General features: G+C 45.3%; 12 protein-coding genes. 9 read left to right on the top strand and 3 right to left on the bottom strand.

Annotation, left to right across the window (positions count from 1 at the left end; all coding sequences use genetic code 11):
• A partial coding sequence (locus WG8_RS28530; protein ID WP_232289111.1) for an alpha/beta hydrolase occupies positions 1-755 on the bottom strand: 755 nt, incomplete at its 3' end.
• A gap of 219 nt (positions 756-974) precedes the next feature.
• On the opposite strand from WG8_RS28530, the gene WG8_RS15455 reads away from it, so the two are divergent.
• Positions 975-3,236 carry a helix-turn-helix transcriptional regulator gene (locus WG8_RS15455; RefSeq protein WP_007431157.1) on the top strand — a complete coding sequence of 754 codons (2,262 nt, stop codon included), beginning with the start codon at positions 975-977 and terminating at the stop codon, positions 3,234-3,236.
• 29 nt (positions 3,237-3,265) lie between these two features.
• On the opposite strand, the gene WG8_RS15450 is transcribed toward WG8_RS15455, so the two are convergent.
• Positions 3,266-4,165, bottom strand: a complete 900-nt coding sequence (locus tag WG8_RS15450; protein ID WP_007431156.1) for a carbohydrate ABC transporter permease — start codon at positions 4,163-4,165, stop codon at positions 3,266-3,268.
• Positions 4,166-4,433: 268 nt separating this feature from the next.
• On the opposite strand from WG8_RS15450, the gene WG8_RS15445 reads away from it, so the two are divergent.
• The 7 genes from WG8_RS15445 to WG8_RS15415 all read left to right on the top strand — a co-directional run bounded on the left by WG8_RS15445 (position 4,434) and on the right by WG8_RS15415 (position 12,587).
• Positions 4,434-5,351 carry an ABC transporter permease gene (locus WG8_RS15445; RefSeq protein WP_007431155.1) on the top strand — a complete coding sequence of 306 codons (918 nt, stop codon included), beginning with the start codon at positions 4,434-4,436 and terminating at the stop codon, positions 5,349-5,351.
• A gap of 21 nt (positions 5,352-5,372) precedes the next feature.
• Complete coding sequence (locus WG8_RS15440; protein ID WP_007431154.1) at positions 5,373-5,996, top strand: YesL family protein; 624 nt, start codon at positions 5,373-5,375, stop codon at positions 5,994-5,996.
• Positions 5,997-6,025: 29 nt separating this feature from the next.
• Positions 6,026-7,546 (top strand): extracellular solute-binding protein, encoded by a 1,521-nt coding sequence (locus WG8_RS15435; RefSeq protein WP_007431153.1) that lies wholly within the window; start codon positions 6,026-6,028, stop codon positions 7,544-7,546.
• A 204-nt stretch (positions 7,547-7,750) separates the two neighbouring features.
• The gene (locus WG8_RS15430; protein WP_043891175.1) at positions 7,751-9,112 is read left to right on the top strand and encodes a glycoside hydrolase family 28 protein; all 1,362 of its coding nucleotides are present in this window, start codon (positions 7,751-7,753) and stop codon (positions 9,110-9,112) included.
• A gap of 25 nt (positions 9,113-9,137) precedes the next feature.
• Entirely contained in the window at positions 9,138-10,022 is an 885-nt protein-coding gene (locus WG8_RS15425) for a dienelactone hydrolase family protein (protein ID WP_007431151.1), read from the top strand.
• Between the two features lie 25 nt (positions 10,023-10,047).
• Positions 10,048-11,022: a pectinesterase family protein gene (locus WG8_RS15420; protein WP_007431150.1), complete on the top strand. Its 975-nt coding sequence runs from the start codon at positions 10,048-10,050 to the stop codon at positions 11,020-11,022.
• Entirely contained in the window at positions 11,019-12,587 is a 1,569-nt protein-coding gene (locus WG8_RS15415) for a glycoside hydrolase family 43 protein (RefSeq protein WP_007431149.1), read from the top strand. Before WG8_RS15420 ends, WG8_RS15415 begins: the two co-directional genes overlap by 4 nt.
• A 26-nt stretch (positions 12,588-12,613) precedes the next feature.
• On the opposite strand, the gene WG8_RS15410 is transcribed toward WG8_RS15415, so the two are convergent.
• Positions 12,614-13,537 (bottom strand): LysR family transcriptional regulator, encoded by a 924-nt coding sequence (locus WG8_RS15410; protein ID WP_007431148.1) that lies wholly within the window; start codon positions 13,535-13,537, stop codon positions 12,614-12,616.
• 117 nt (positions 13,538-13,654) lie between these two features.
• Here WG8_RS15410 and WG8_RS15405 point away from each other — a divergent pair, with 117 nt between their 5' ends.
• Entirely contained in the window at positions 13,655-14,680 is a 1,026-nt protein-coding gene (locus WG8_RS15405) for a YeiH family protein (protein ID WP_007431147.1), read from the top strand.
• Positions 14,681-14,762 lie beyond the last annotated feature (82 nt).

Here is a 14,762-nt window from a genome sequence, read left to right as displayed (position 1 = left end):
TCTGTCTGAACATAGCGATTTTTTTGAAGCCAGGCCTCCGCCAGCTTGAGCCATTGTCGGCATTCACGGTTGTCCTCTGCCAGCCCTAAGCCGTGCCGTCCTTCCTCGAATACATGCAGCTCAAATGGAATCCCTTCTTTGGACAATGCGGAAGCAAACAAGAGGCTGTTTTCTACCGGAACGGTGGCGTCATTGGCTGTAGTCCACATAAAAGTTGGAGGTGTCTGTGAAGTCACTTGCTGATCGGATGAAAAGGCCTGAAGCTGCTCCTGTGTTGGCTGTTCACCCAAAAAATGTGTACGGCTTCCGATATGCGTATAAGAGTCGTGGAACGAAATGACGGGATATCCCAACAACAGGAGATTCGGTTTCTCTATTCCCGTGGTGGCAACGATGGAGGCTAAGTGTCCGCCTGCTGAGAAACCGATCAGCCCTACCTGTTCAGGAATCACAGCCCATTCCTTTGGGGTTTGGCGCACCCATTGCAGGGCATGCTCCACATCGTCCAGCAAGGAGGTGATCTCGAAATCGCCGACTTGGTACTCCAGCACTCCTGCATGGATGCCCAAATCATTAAACCATCGGGCGATAGGTTCTCCTTCATGTGAAGCCAAATGCTCATAGCCACCGCCGGGCAATACCAATATAAAGGGACGAGCCTCCTGAACTGCAACTGGATAGAGGGAGAGAAAGGACGTGTCTGCTGGAAATTGTTCTTTTATAATCTCTTCTTTAGGACTGATAACGTGTAACATAAGGTACCTCCAGGTTTCTTTTTAGATGCCGCCAACGAAAAAAATCAACTTAAACTGGAACCATACGGATAGAATGGCAGTTAACATTTCGGCTTGAAGAGCAGGGTCGTACAGTTCTGGATGTAAAGAAAAAATAATGCACACGTGAAAAAAATGATTTAAACCTCATAATGAAAGCGCTATAATTTTGGTATAACACCATGAAAAAGGGGGAGCGCAATGAAAAAAGGAAGAATGTTTTACACCATTTTTATTACGATTCTGGTTTTGGGAATAGGATTGGTGGCCAGCTTCGGCAGCTACATCTATTTTACAACAATTAGCTCCGTTGTGGAGAGAGTTTCCAATACCAAGCAAAGCTACATGGCACAGATCAGAAACAGTCTGGAGCAGAAGATACAAACGATTGAATATGCTTTTAATACGTACAGTACGACCAGCTCGTTTAATGAAGTTGTGAAACATCCCATTACCGAAAAAGATTTTATAGCCTATCGGAATGTGAATACGCAGCTCAATTATATTGCCACGATGGGATTGGAAGGAACGGAATATTCACTGATCAGCCTGGACCAGAATTGGAAAATTTCCAATGGAAGCCTGTCCTATTTGACAACAACGGAACGGGAGAAGCTGATTCATACTTATATCGAGCAGCAGGATAAGGGACTATTCTGGATTAAAACAGATAAAGGAATCCGTTTTGTGAATACCCTTCCTGTATTTTCTAAAAAGAAGCAAGCCATTGCTTTGTCTGATATTTCGTCGCAGACGTTAAGTCATACCATTCAAACAGAGGATCATATGCCCGTTTTTATTTTGAATAACCAGGGCGATCTAATGTACGAAACTGAGCCTGCTACCCGCTTATTGTCTGCCCAGCAGCTTCAGCACATTTCAGAAGTTACAGCAAAATCAGACAACACAGGCATGCTGACATTCGAGAAAACGAAGCATCAGCCTGCACGGCAAATCATTTATGCCAAATCTGCATATAACAATTGGACTTACTTAACGGTATTAGATAAAAATGAAATTGCGAATGCATTTCAAACGACCAAATACGGGATCATCTTGATGGGACTTGTGCTGACGCTTTTAATTGTAGTGGTAGCGTATTTCATTGCAATTTATTTTACCAAGCCATTCCAGCAGATTCAACGCAGCCTCCCCAAAAACCCTAATTTCACGTTCAAAAATGAGCCTTCCAGAAATGAAATTGAATGGATCATTGATTCCATCGACACCATTGTAACAGAGAAGGAAAGCCTGGAAAGCCTCATCCAGTCCGAAATGCCGCAGCTTGAAACCCAATTGATTCTCAACCTGTTCCGCAAACGTATTTCTGAGGAGGAATTGGCACGAAAAATGCCTCGCCTCGGCTATTCGCAGCTTGAGAATCAAATGTATATTACGATGCTGATCCAACTGGACAATCTGGGCGATCGGGAGCCATCGGATAAAGATGTGCTGCTGCTGGCCATTAACAAAATCGTAGAAGAAACCATTCCAGAGCAGCAGCGCATGCTGCCCATCATTTTGAATGATGATACCCAGGCTACCATTTTCATATTGACAGACAAGAACGAGCATGAAATAAGAAAGCAGGTACTGGATGATGCGACCCTTTTGATTCAAGCCGTAAAAGAGTATTTGAATGTATCCATCAGCATAGGCATTAGTACTGCGTACAGTAACTTATTAGAAAGTAAAGAAGCCTGTGAGATGAGCAAGCAAGCCCTGCATCATCGTTTGAATTTAGGTAAAGAGTCGATTATTTTTTACGAAGATATTTCCATGGTCATTTCAGGTCCGGTGCTGCTTCACTATCCTGCGGAATTGGAATCGCAGTTGTTTGACGCCATCCGAATAGGGGATGAAGAGCAGGTACATCATACGGTCCATTCCTTATTGGCGGAAATGATGACCAAGAACAATCATTCCATGAACTTTGAGGTGCTGCTGGTGCGGTTTGTGAATAACCTCATCCAATTGGAGCAGCTGTTAGGGATCGAAGTATTGCTGACACAAGACAATCATGCCCTGTATCATCGCCTGCTGGACATCCGAAACCCAGAAGAGATTGAGCGTATGCTGGTAGAGCAAATTATTTTGCCCATGGTAAAAAGCATGAAGGAGAAGACGAATCAGCAATTCCGCTCGCTCTCGGAAAAAATTGCTGCTATGATCCGTGCTGAATATGATCAGGAATTATCATTGGAACTCATTGGTGACCGGCTTCATTACAATCCGAATTATTTGAGCAGTATCTTCAAAAAAGAATACGGAACGACGTTCAGCGAATATCTGATGGGCTACCGTCTGCAAATGAGCAAGAAATGGCTCGTCGAAACGGATATGACGATTAAAGAAATCGCCGAGCGCTTGCAATATCATAATTCGCAAAACTTTATTCGCTCGTTTCGGAAGAAGGAGCAGGTCACACCGGGAGCTTATCGGAAGATGAAGCAAGCCAATTGACCTGAACTTCACAGCAATCCAGGGGCCGCTTACCCTTTAACCGCCCCTAGCAAAGCCCCTTTGACAAAGTGCTTTTGTACAAATGGATACACGATTAACATCGGAACGGTTGCAATGACAATGACCGCCATTTTAATCGTCTGCGCAGGCGGGATGACATCTACAGCGGTTCCTTCTGCCTGCATACCACTGGAAACGATTACAATTTGACGGAGCAAGACTTGAATCGGCCATTTGGCAGAGTCATTGATGTAGAGAATCGCGTGCATATACGTATTCCAGTAGGCTACCGCATAGAAAAGGGAAATGGTTGCAATCGAAGGCAGGGCTAACGGCAGCATAATTTTAAAGAAAATCCCAAAATCATTACACCCGTCCATCTTGGCGGATTCCTCCAAATCATCCGGCAAAGCCTGAAAAAAGTTACGCATAATAATCAGGTTAAACGCATTAATGGCCACGGGAAGAATCAAGGACCAATACGAGTTGATAAGCCCCATGCTTTTGACGACCAGGAAGGTCGGAATCATTCCCCCGCTAAACAGCATCGAAAACACAACAATGAAGTTAATTGTATTGCGGCCAAGTAAATATTTTCGTGATAATCCATAGGCCATAAAAGCGGTAAATATCATACTTACGACGGTACCAACGATGGTTACTCCGACTGAAACCCCAAGACCTCTAAAAATGGTTGGAGTCGACAGGATATAGCGATAGGCATCCAAGGAAAAAGTAACCGGGAATAAAATGAACTTTTTGGCTATCACTTCTTCGGTTGAGGCAAAAGAGCTGGCGATGATATTCAAAAAAGGCAAGAGACAAGTGAGGGCAATGAGAATCAATAATGTACTATTTACAATGTTGAAAATACGACTGCCCAGCGATTCTTTTTTTCGTAATTTTTGTTTTTGTAATCGTTGCGTCAATAGGGTGACCTCCTCGTAATCGTTTACATGTCAACCTTATCAAGAGGAAGAAATTCCGTATATAATCAAATCTTGAGGTGTTCCCTAAGAGTGGAAATAAGAGGATAATCATTAAGTTGTATAGTAATCATTAGGTAAGGTGAAAAGGCTGAAAAGTAGGCTGTGCACACAGTTTTGTAAACGCTGTCATTTGATGATTATATGCGGAATGCAAAAAATCACGTACTCTTGAAAACGTATACATGAACGTTTGAAGGAGGTCAAATAAATGAACAAAAAAACCCCGGAAAGCCTTTTACGCATGCAAAAACACAAGCTGCTGTATCTGATGGTGTTACCCGGGCTGGTGTACTTCATTATTTTTAAGTACTTCCCCATGGGGGGCTTGGTCATTGCGTTTCAGGATTATCAAGCCTTTCAGGGAATCACGGGTAGTCCGTGGGTAGGCATGAAGCATTTTATCCGTTTATTTACTGAGCCTACGTTTTTTATGCTGTTACGCAATACGCTAATTTTATTTGCACTGAACATTGTAATCTTTTTTCCATTACCTATCATTTTGGCATTGATGCTGAATGAGGTCAGGAAGCTGTTTTTTAAAAACATGATTCAAACCATCATCTACATCCCGCACTTTATGTCATGGGTTATCATCGTTTCGATTTCTTATGTATTCCTTACGGTGGACGGCGGGGTATTGAATGAAATGATTGCCGCGCTGGGTGGTGAGAAAATCAGCTTCCTAACTTCTCCGGAATGGCTGCGAACCGTCTACATGGGGCAAGTCATCTGGAAGGAGCTCGGCTGGTCTACCATCATTTATTTATCCGCAATCACAGTGGTAGATACGCAATTGTACGAGGCAGCAGAGATGGACGGTGCAGGACGCCTAAGAAAAACATGGCATGTTACCTTGCCTGCGATCCGCCCGGTTATTATTACACTGCTCATTTTGAAAATAGGCAGCACGCTGGATTTGGGCTTTGAGCATATGTATCTGCTGTTGAACTCACTGAACCGTGAGGTTGCCGAAATCTTTGATACCTACATTTATACCGCGGGCTTAAAGAATGGACAATTAAGCTTCAGTACAACGGTAGGACTTTTTAAAGGGGTCGTAGGATTAATCCTGATTATGTTCTCCAATCGACTGGCCAAGAAATTTGGTGAGGACGGCGTTTACTAATGACGACGGGAAGGATGCAAAATGGTACGGTTTGTAGAAAACATGAACAAATGGTGCATGCGCCTGCTTCGGCTGGTTTACCTTAACCTGCTATGGACAGTTGCGACAATCCTGGGCCTGGTCTTTATAGGTGTGGGGCCTGCCACCGTCGCCATGCTGAGTGTTTTAAGGCAATGGATTCGGGGCAATGAGGATGTGCCCATTTTCTCGACGTTTGTACGTTACTTTAGAGAAAGCTTTAAAGAAGCAGCGATTATTGGCGGACTCTATAGCCTTGTGGGCTACGTGCTTTACGTAGATATCGTCAATGTCTCGTCCTGGTATGTTCGTGTGGTGACGCTGATTGGAGCCTTTTTGTATCTGATTTCTTTGGCGTACATTTTTCCGCTGCTGGCTCACTATGATTGGAAAGGCATCAAACTGAAAATCAAAATGTCGATCGTGATTGGATTTTCGTATTTACAATATACACTTGTTCTTTTTGTAGCCATTGTCGTGCTGTTTGCATTGATTTTAGGCTTGTACCCGGGAATTCTGACTTTTGCCGGAGCGAGTATCCTCGGTTATCTCGTGATGTGGATGACACATCAGGTGTTCAGCAAAATAGAGCGAGAGGTTCTGGTGAAAGAGGAAGATATGGCATAAATATATAAACAAAAAAGGAGCAAAACACGATGAAAAAAGGAATCGCAATGAAAAAGGGAGTATCGGGCCTTCTTGCCGTACTTATGGTCATGAGTGTTTTTTTAGCTGCTTGTGGTGACAAGGGAGCGGAGGATCAAAGCAGCCAAACCTATGATCCGAAGTCCAAACTGGAGTTTACCTGGTTAAACGTATTGCATACAGCTTCGCCGCCTACAGAAACGATCAAAAGTAAAATCGAAGAATACACCAATTCCAAAATCACCTTCAACTGGGTGCCGGATGCTTCCAAGGAAGAGAGAATCACCACTGCATTAGCCTCGGGTGAATTGGCAGATATGGTGACTCTGACGATGATGACAAATTCTTCAGTGCGGAGTTCATTGAAATCGGGGTTATTCTGGGATGTAGGAAAATATTTGGATGATTATGAAAATTTGAAAAAGATCCCGCCTGAAGTGCGGGAAGCCGCTTCCATTGAAGGGGTGCTGTATGGTGTTCCGTTCCAGAAGAATCTGGCCCGTGCGGGTCTGGTCATTCGTCAGGATTGGCTGGATCGCCTAGGGCTGAAGGTGCCAACGACGCTGGATGAGCTGTATGAAGTTGCGAGAGCGTTTACAGAAGATGATCCAGATGGGAATGGCAAAAATGATACAACAGGGTTTGTTGACAGATCGGATTTGCGCTACAGCAGCTTTAAAACTTTAAGTTCCTATTTTGGTACACCGAATGGCTGGAAAGTAGATGAAAGTGGAAAGTTTACGCCGGAATTTGATACTCCTCAATACATGGAAACGTTAAAGTATTCGCAAAAGCTATACAAAAACGGCTTTCTCTCTAAAGACTTTGCGGTAACTGCCAAAACAGACCAGCAGCAACAATTTGCTCAAGGCAAAGCAGGTATTTATACGGGCATGATCGATATCTCTAACCTCAGAACCTTGTCCCAAGGCTTGCAAAAGGGGTTGAAGCTGGTACCTGTCAACAAGATTTCGAATGGAGATGGCAAATACCACGTATGGTCTGAGGGCAGCGGGGTAGGTGGTTTGCTGGCGTTTCCTAAATCCGAAGTAAAGACGGAAGCTGAACTGAAAAGACTGCTGCAATTTGTCGATGACTTAATTGACAAGGATGTATATATGTATATGACCGGTGGGATTGAAGGCACTCATTATAAGATCGAAAAAGACGGAGCCTTCAAAATTATGAATACAGATTTGTGGCAGGCCGATGTTCAGCCGTTTTCAAGTTCCAGACCAAGTGAAGTGACCTATAACTTAAAAGATGCCAATCCAGAAAAGGAACTGGCTAATGAATTAGTCCGGGAAAATAATAAATTTGCTGTTCTGGACCCGACGGTGCCTCTGGACTCAGTCACGGCTAATGAGCAAGGCACAGAGCTGGAGAAAATCATTACCGACGCCTCCTTCAAATTTATTATGGGTGAGCTTGATGAAGCCGGATTTAAGGCAGCCGTAGAAAACTGGAAAAATTCCGGCGGAGCACGAATTACTGCTGAGTATGAGGAAGCGTATAAGAAATCAAAAAAATAAGGACCAGATAAGTCGAAGTCAAAAAATGACCATAAAAACGGAGTAGGCGGAATGGTGCTGTACAGCGAAGCGGTCGCTTTAAAAGCTTTCTGTAGGAAAGCTCGCTTGGATAGCACCATCCGACTGCTCCATGTTGCCAAACTGGAACGGATACACGTCCTTTATTTTCCGCATTCCCAAAATACAGAGATAGGAGAGAACAAAATGCAAGCGTATAACATTGTAGATTATGGAGCCCCTCAGGATGGTAAGACGCCAGCAACGGAAGCAATTGCGAATGCAATTGAAGCGGCCAGCAATGCCGGGGGAGGCACGGTTGTTATTCCCTCAGGTACGTACCTTACAGGAGCTATCTTTTTTAAAAGTAATATTGAACTGCATTTAAGCCCTGGAGCCATTCTTTCTTTCAGTACAAATCCGGCTGACTATCCTGTGGTGGAATCCAGATGGGAAGGGGTTCAGCGAGAAGTACATGCTTCATGTATTTACGGGCAAAACCTCGAAAACATTTCAGTTACAGGCAGCGGAATCCTGGAGGGAAATGGTCAACCGTGGTGGGAAAAGCATCGAAACCATCCTGAGGAGCTACAGTATCCGAGACCGAAATTAATCAGCTTTGACCGTTGTCAGCGGGTCACCATTAAAGATATCATGCTGAAAAATTCCCCCAGCTGGACTATCAATCCCATCGCCTGCTACAACGTGACGATTGACAATTTGTCCATTCTTAACCCGGCAGACTCCCCCAATACCGATGGCATTAATCCCGAATCCTGTTCCAATGTTCGTATCAGCAACTGCAATATCGATGTGGGCGATGACTGTATTGCGATCAAAGCAGGAACCGAAGATACGCAGGAGCGGATTGCTTGCGAAAATATTACGATTACCAATTGTACGATGGTGCATGGACATGGTGGTGTCGTATTAGGAAGCGAAATGAGCGGAGACATCCGTAATGTTACGATCAGCAATTGCGTGTTCAAGCAAACAGATCGGGGCATACGCTTGAAATCCAGACGGGGACGCGGCGGAATCATCGAGGATATTCGCGTCAGCAACATTGTGATGGAGGAGGTCATTTGTCCATTTATTCTGAACCTGTATTATTTCTGCGGACCTCGGGGCAAGGACAAATATGTCTGGGACAAAAATCCCTATCCGGTTACCGATGAAACTCCGTGCTTTAGACGAATCCATTTTGCTGATATCACGGCACGTCAGGTTCATGCGGCAGCCGGGTTCCTGTATGGACTTGCAGAGCAATACATTGCTGAAATTACATTTTCCAATATAGATATTTCCATGGCGAAAAATGCGATTCCCGGCCGTCCCGCCATGATGACAGGGATCGAGGATATGAATAACCGTGGCTTCTATCTGGGGAATGTGAAAGATATCCGTTTCCAGCAGGTGACGATTGAGAATCATGAGGGCCCTGCCTTCTATATTGAAAATGGGGAAAATGTTGAAATCAATCGCTGTCATTCCAGGAATACAGCCCAGCCAGAAAAGCTGATAGAACAAGTAACTGTGGAGCCTTCCAGCCACAATATTTTGAATTAGGAAGGAGCTGAAGGGAGGAAGGAACGTGGATAGGCTGCAAGCATTGTTAGGAGATCTTCCAGAAGATCGGCCTGTGACAGCAACTTTGCTGAACCAAGAGGAGCAGGAGGGATATCGACTGGAATGTCTCCTGCTGGACTTGAACGGGATCGAGCCTGTACCCGCTTATGTAGCCACCCCCTTACAGGGGGACGGCCCGTTTCCACTGGTCATTTTCAACCATTCGCATGGGGGCAATTATACGAACGGACGCAAAGAATTGATCCAGAGCAGTTCTTATTTGCAGCAGCCCTCGTTTGCTGAAACCCTGACAGACATGGGGTATTGTGTATGCTGTATTGACATGTGGGGATTTAATGAGCGCGGGGGGAAAACCGAGAGTGAGCTGGTCAAGGAGATGCTCTGGCAGGGGCAGGTGCTGTGGGGCATGATGCTTTACGATAACCGTCGCTTATTGGATTATATGTGCCAGCGTGAGGACATTGATGCTTCCCGCATTGCAACGATCGGCATGTCAATGGGTGGACTTATGGCCTGGTGGCTGGCAGCCCTGGATGAACGGATACAGGTCACCATTGATATTTGCGGACAGGTCGATGCCCATACGCTAATCGCCAAAAGAGGCCTGGATCATCACGGCTTCTATTCCTATGTCCCCGGCTTGTTAAAGCATTTTACAACCCTGGATATTCAAAAACGGATTATCCCTCGTCCACGTATGAGCATAACAGGCCAAAATGACCGGATGTGTCCGATTGAAGGGGTTGAGCATTTGGCAAAAGGACTGCTGGAAGCGTACAAAGAAGCGGGTCACCCTGAGCATTGGCAGCCTGTGATTGCGGGCGGCGGACATATGGAGACGCTGGAAATGCGAATGGCGTGGCAATCTTTTTTAGCCGAGCACTTGTAAATCGAATGAAAGGATTGGGTAAACCATGCTGGTAGGAAAAGAGTCCTTTTGTGATTTCCATACGATTCAGGAAGCGATTGCGGTATTGGAGCAGTCGCCTTCCAATGAAATGGAAACGCTAACTATTTTATCGGGTACCTATGAGGAAGAGGTGCGGATTTACCGTTCCAATCTACATATCATAGGTATCGGACAGGTTGATATTCGCATGCATCGGTACGCCAGGGAGCGGGATGAAGCAGGCGAGGAAATAGGCACCTTTGCAACACCTACTTTATTTTTAGGCGGCAGCCATCTGATTTTGGAAAATATCACAATTTCCAACACAGCCGGACAGGGAGAAGCCATTGGGCAGGCTGTTGCCGTGTATGCTCATTGTGATAAAACCGTGTTTAGGAACTGTACCTTTAAAGGGCATCAGGACACGTTATTTACAGGTCCTCTGCCTCCGGCCCCGAAGGAGCGCTTGAAGTTTGGCGGCATCCCTTTGAGAGAGCATCATGCTCACTATCGCCAGCTCTATCAGCATTGCTATATTGAGGGGACGGTGGATTTTATTTTTGGCGGGGCTACCGCTTATTTTGAGGATTGTGAAATTCACAGTTTACGCCATCATGAGAACCAAACGAGCTACGTCACAGCCGCCTCTACACCACAAGGGCAAGCGTACGGCTATGTATTCCACCGCTGCTGTTTAACCGCAGAGCCGGATATTACCCCGGTATTTTTGGGACGTCCATGGCGTGAGTATGCCAAGACGGTGTTTGTCGATTGTAAAATGGGCAAACATATTGATCCACGCGGCTGGGACAATTGGGACAATCCAGCGAATGAGAAAACCGTGTGCTATCAGGAATACGGTGTACCCGATGTTGCTTTGCTGCGCAGCCAGCGCGTTCCGTGGGCGGATTGTTTTGAAGCGGGAACAGAGGTGTGGGGCAAGGAGCAGGTTTTTGATGGAGTTGCATTTTGGAAGCAAGGAGAAGTGATGTCTCAATGATGATCCAAAATCCCATATTAAAAGGCTTTAATCCTGATCCGTGTATTATTCGAGTCCTGGATACTTACTATATCGCGGTGTCATCATTTGAGTGGTTGCCTGGCGTACGGGTGTATCAGTCCCAAGATTTGGCCCATTGGGAGCATTGTACGGATATTTTGACCGATCAGGTTGATTTAAGAGGAAACCCGAAAAATTGCAGTATTTGGGCGCCGCAGCTGAGCTACGCGGATAACCTTTTTTATCTGCTCTATACGGATGTGAAAAGCACCAAGCGTCCGTTCAAGGACGTTCATAATTTTGTGATGACAGCACCTACCATCCAGGGACCGTGGTCGGACCCGGTTTATCTCAACAGCAGCGGATTCGATCCGTCTTTATTTCACGATGAGGATGGACGCAAATGGCTGTTGAATGCGTTGTGGGATTACCGTATGCTGGAAAGCAATAAATCTTCGGGGATTGTCATGCAGGAATATGATAGCAGGCAGCAACAGCTCATTGGCGAGCCTGTTAAAATTTTTGATTGTACTCCTTTGAAGAAAACCGAAGCGCCTCATATCTATAAACACAACGGATATTATTACCTTATTACAGCGGAGGGCGGAACGGGTACGGGACATGCGGTTACCGTAGCCCGCTCGAAGCAGATAGACGGGCCGTATGAAGTGGACCCGCATAACCCGATGCTTACGTCGCGCGATCAGCCTCAGTATCCTTTGCAATGTGCAGGGCATGGCAGTCTTGTACAAACGCCGGACGGCGAATGGTACATGGCGCATTTGTGTACACGTCCTGTGGAAGGGAAATATGCTATTTTGGGGCGGGAAACAGCGTTGCAGCAGGTGCACTGGGATGATGAAGGCTGGCTGCGATTAACCGCTGGAGGCCATACTCCTCAACTGGAGGTGCCTGCACCTAAAGGGACGCTCTCTGCCAAGCAAGAGCAAGGCTATATATTTGAAGATTTTTTCGAGCGACCTGCTTTGGATAAAACGTGGAATACACTGCGCATACTGGCAGACGATAGCTGGTGTTCGCTGAGCCAGCGTCCCGGCTATCTTCGAATTCGGGCTGGAGAATCGATACAAAGTCTGTTCCAGCATCACTTGCTGGCCATTCGGCAAACAGATCATCATTTCTGGGCAGAAACAGCCCTAGAGTATCAGCCTGTAAGCTATTTGCAAATGGCGGGGCTTTTGCTGTATCTCAATGAAGAGGATTATTTGTATGCGTATGTTAGCTATGAAGAGAGTCTAGGAAAAGTGCTGCGCATGATGCGATGTGAAGCTAATTCATTTACGCTAGTTCCGCAAGTGATTAAGCTTCAGGATGATCTTCCTGTACATTTGGCTGTAGAAGTCCAAGCAACCCACGGGCAATTTTATTATGGAGTCGGGGATGAACCTGCCTTGAAGAGACTTTTTGAAATGCAGGATATCAGCTTTTTATCCGGTGGATTTACAGGGAACTTTGTAGGTATTGCCGCCCATGATATGCAACAATTTCAAGGCAGCTACGCTGATTTCTCCCATTTCCTGTATCATGGAAAAGATCATCTCTAAAGTTTTTTTGTTAAAGCACCTATTTATTAAAGCACCTGGTCGGTGCTTTTTTTGTTGCTTCCGAGTTTTTTTACGCTGTATCCCCGCAAAATCTCCAAAAAAACGCTGGTCGCTTTGGTCTCAAATACCGCAGAAGGAGTCAGAAAAGAAAATTTCCGAATAACCGGGAGATTACGAATATTTAATATTTTTAATGTACCTAAAGTGAGTTCCTTCTGAATGACCCATTGGGACAGAAGCGAAATCCCCAAGCCTGCTTCTACAGACTCCTTGATGATCTGTGTGCTGCCAAAATCCATCATATGAGAAGGGGAAAATTGAAACTGTGCAAACATCCTTTCAGCTGCTTCCCGGGTCCCAGAGCCTTCTTCGCGCAGAATCCAGATCTCCTGTTGCAGCTCGCTCAAATCCACTTGAGGTTTGCCAGCCAAATGGTGATTTGGTGGAGCGACGATAACCATTTCATCATCAGCAAATGATTCAATATACAAATGATCATGCTGAAATTCTCCTTCAATAATTCCTACATCCAGTTGATTACGGATAACCAGTCTTTCAATTTCTTGGGTGTTGCCAATAGTAATGGAGGGCTGAATGAGCGGATATTGTACTCTCATTTTGCCAATCACATGCGGCAGCACGTACTCGCCATACGTGTAGCTTGCACCGATAGACAGGTTTCCTTGTGCCGTATTCATCAGCTCGTCCACCAAATACTGCATTCGGGCGTTCATGCGGATGATCTCCTGGGCATGATGATACACAATTTCACCTGCTTTGGTTAAGCGCACATATTTGTTGCTCCGTTCCAAAAGCCGCGCTCCTACGGCTCGCTCCAGCGTTTGAATATATTGACTTACAGCAGGCTGAGTCATGTGCAATGCTTCAGCAGCTCGTGTGAAGTTTTGTTTGTCCACGACCATAACAAATACGATTAAAGATTGATCCAATGCTCATTCCTCCAAATCGATCATATCTATTTGCTTATTATAATTATAATAATGATTTATTTTTCTTATGGCAAAAATCGGACTAAGCTGGATACATACAGATTGGAGGGAGTCACCATGAGCAGTCATACAAAATACATCAAATTATCATCAAACAGAGGGCGATGGATTCAATGTGTACTAGGCATCGTGCTAACGATGATATTCGCATTGGCAGGCTACGCGCTGAACGAATTGCCGGGTTTTCATTATGTTGGCCCATTGGCTTGCGCCATGTTTCTTGCTGTCCTGTATCGGCAGTTGCAGGGGTATCCTGAAGCTGTACGCCCAGGGGTTGAGTTCTCGGCTAAAAAACTGCTGCGAGGAGCTATTGTGCTTTATGGGCTAAAGCTTAATATGGATGTTGTCATTCATCAGGGCCTGGGTTTGCTTTTGCGTGATGTAGGCATTGTTATATTTTCTATCTTGTTTACGGTTGGGCTGGCCAAACGTTTCAAGGCAGATGCTTCGCTGTCGCTTCTTCTTGGTATTGGAACGGGAGTTTGTGGTGCAGCAGCCATTGCGGCTGTTTCCCCCTTGTTGAAATCCAAAGACGAGGATACGGCCATTGGAGCTGGATTAATCGCTTTGGTTGGAACGGTATTTGCCATTTTGTTTACAGTGCTTCGTCCCTGGATTCCTTTGACGGATATACAGTACGGAATCTGGTCGGGAAGCAGTCTGCATGAAATTGCACATGTGGCCTTAGCTGCGGCGTCTGGCGGACAGGATGCTCTTGCGGTGGGCCTGTTGGCCAAACTGGGGCGTGTCTTTTTACTTATACCGCTCAGCTTTATTCTAATGTACTGGATGAAACGCACGGGGAAGCTCGGTTCCGAAGCAAAAGTAGAGTTCCCTTGGTTCCTCATTGGCTTTATCGCTACAAGTATGTTGGGCAGCTATGTTTTTGGAAAATACATTGTAGTTCCTTCAAGACTGATGAACGAACTTTCTCAAGTTACTACATTTATGCTAACGATGGCCATGGTAGGCATGGGGCTGAATGTAAGCTTTAAGGCTTTGCGGGAGAAAGCGCTGCTTCCCTTACTGGTGCTGTCTATCACTTCGATCATGCTTGTAGGTTTAACCTATTTAACGGTGTGAATTAAGAGAGAAAATAATGATTCGTATGTGCTGAAAAAAGTTAGTATAAACACCTTAAAGAACTCTGCTTGCTGTGTAGCTG

This window comes from Paenibacillus sp. Aloe-11, assembly GCF_000245715.1.
In the GTDB taxonomy this organism is placed as follows: Bacteria; Bacillota; Bacilli; order Paenibacillales; family Paenibacillaceae; genus Paenibacillus; species Paenibacillus kribbensis.
The sequence above is the reverse complement of the archived record's forward strand: the minus strand, read 5'-3'. Positions and strand labels throughout refer to the sequence as shown.

What these genes read in the sequence shown, in the direction of transcription:
- WG8_RS15455 (WP_007431157.1), top strand. Translation starts at nt 975, where the DNA reads ATGAAAAAAGGAAGAATGTTTTACACCATTTTTATTACGATTCTGGTT.
- WG8_RS15445 (WP_007431155.1), top strand. Translation starts at nt 4,434, where the DNA reads ATGAACAAAAAAACCCCGGAAAGCCTTTTACGCATGCAAAAACACAAG.
- WG8_RS15440 (WP_007431154.1), top strand. Translation starts at nt 5,373, where the DNA reads ATGGTACGGTTTGTAGAAAACATGAACAAATGGTGCATGCGCCTGCTT.
- WG8_RS15435 (WP_007431153.1), top strand. Translation starts at nt 6,026, where the DNA reads ATGAAAAAAGGAATCGCAATGAAAAAGGGAGTATCGGGCCTTCTTGCC.
- WG8_RS15430 (WP_043891175.1), top strand. Translation starts at nt 7,751, where the DNA reads ATGCAAGCGTATAACATTGTAGATTATGGAGCCCCTCAGGATGGTAAG.
- WG8_RS15420 (WP_007431150.1), top strand. Translation starts at nt 10,048, where the DNA reads ATGCTGGTAGGAAAAGAGTCCTTTTGTGATTTCCATACGATTCAGGAA.
- WG8_RS15415 (WP_007431149.1), top strand. Translation starts at nt 11,019, where the DNA reads ATGATGATCCAAAATCCCATATTAAAAGGCTTTAATCCTGATCCGTGT.
- WG8_RS15405 (WP_007431147.1), top strand. Translation starts at nt 13,655, where the DNA reads ATGAGCAGTCATACAAAATACATCAAATTATCATCAAACAGAGGGCGA.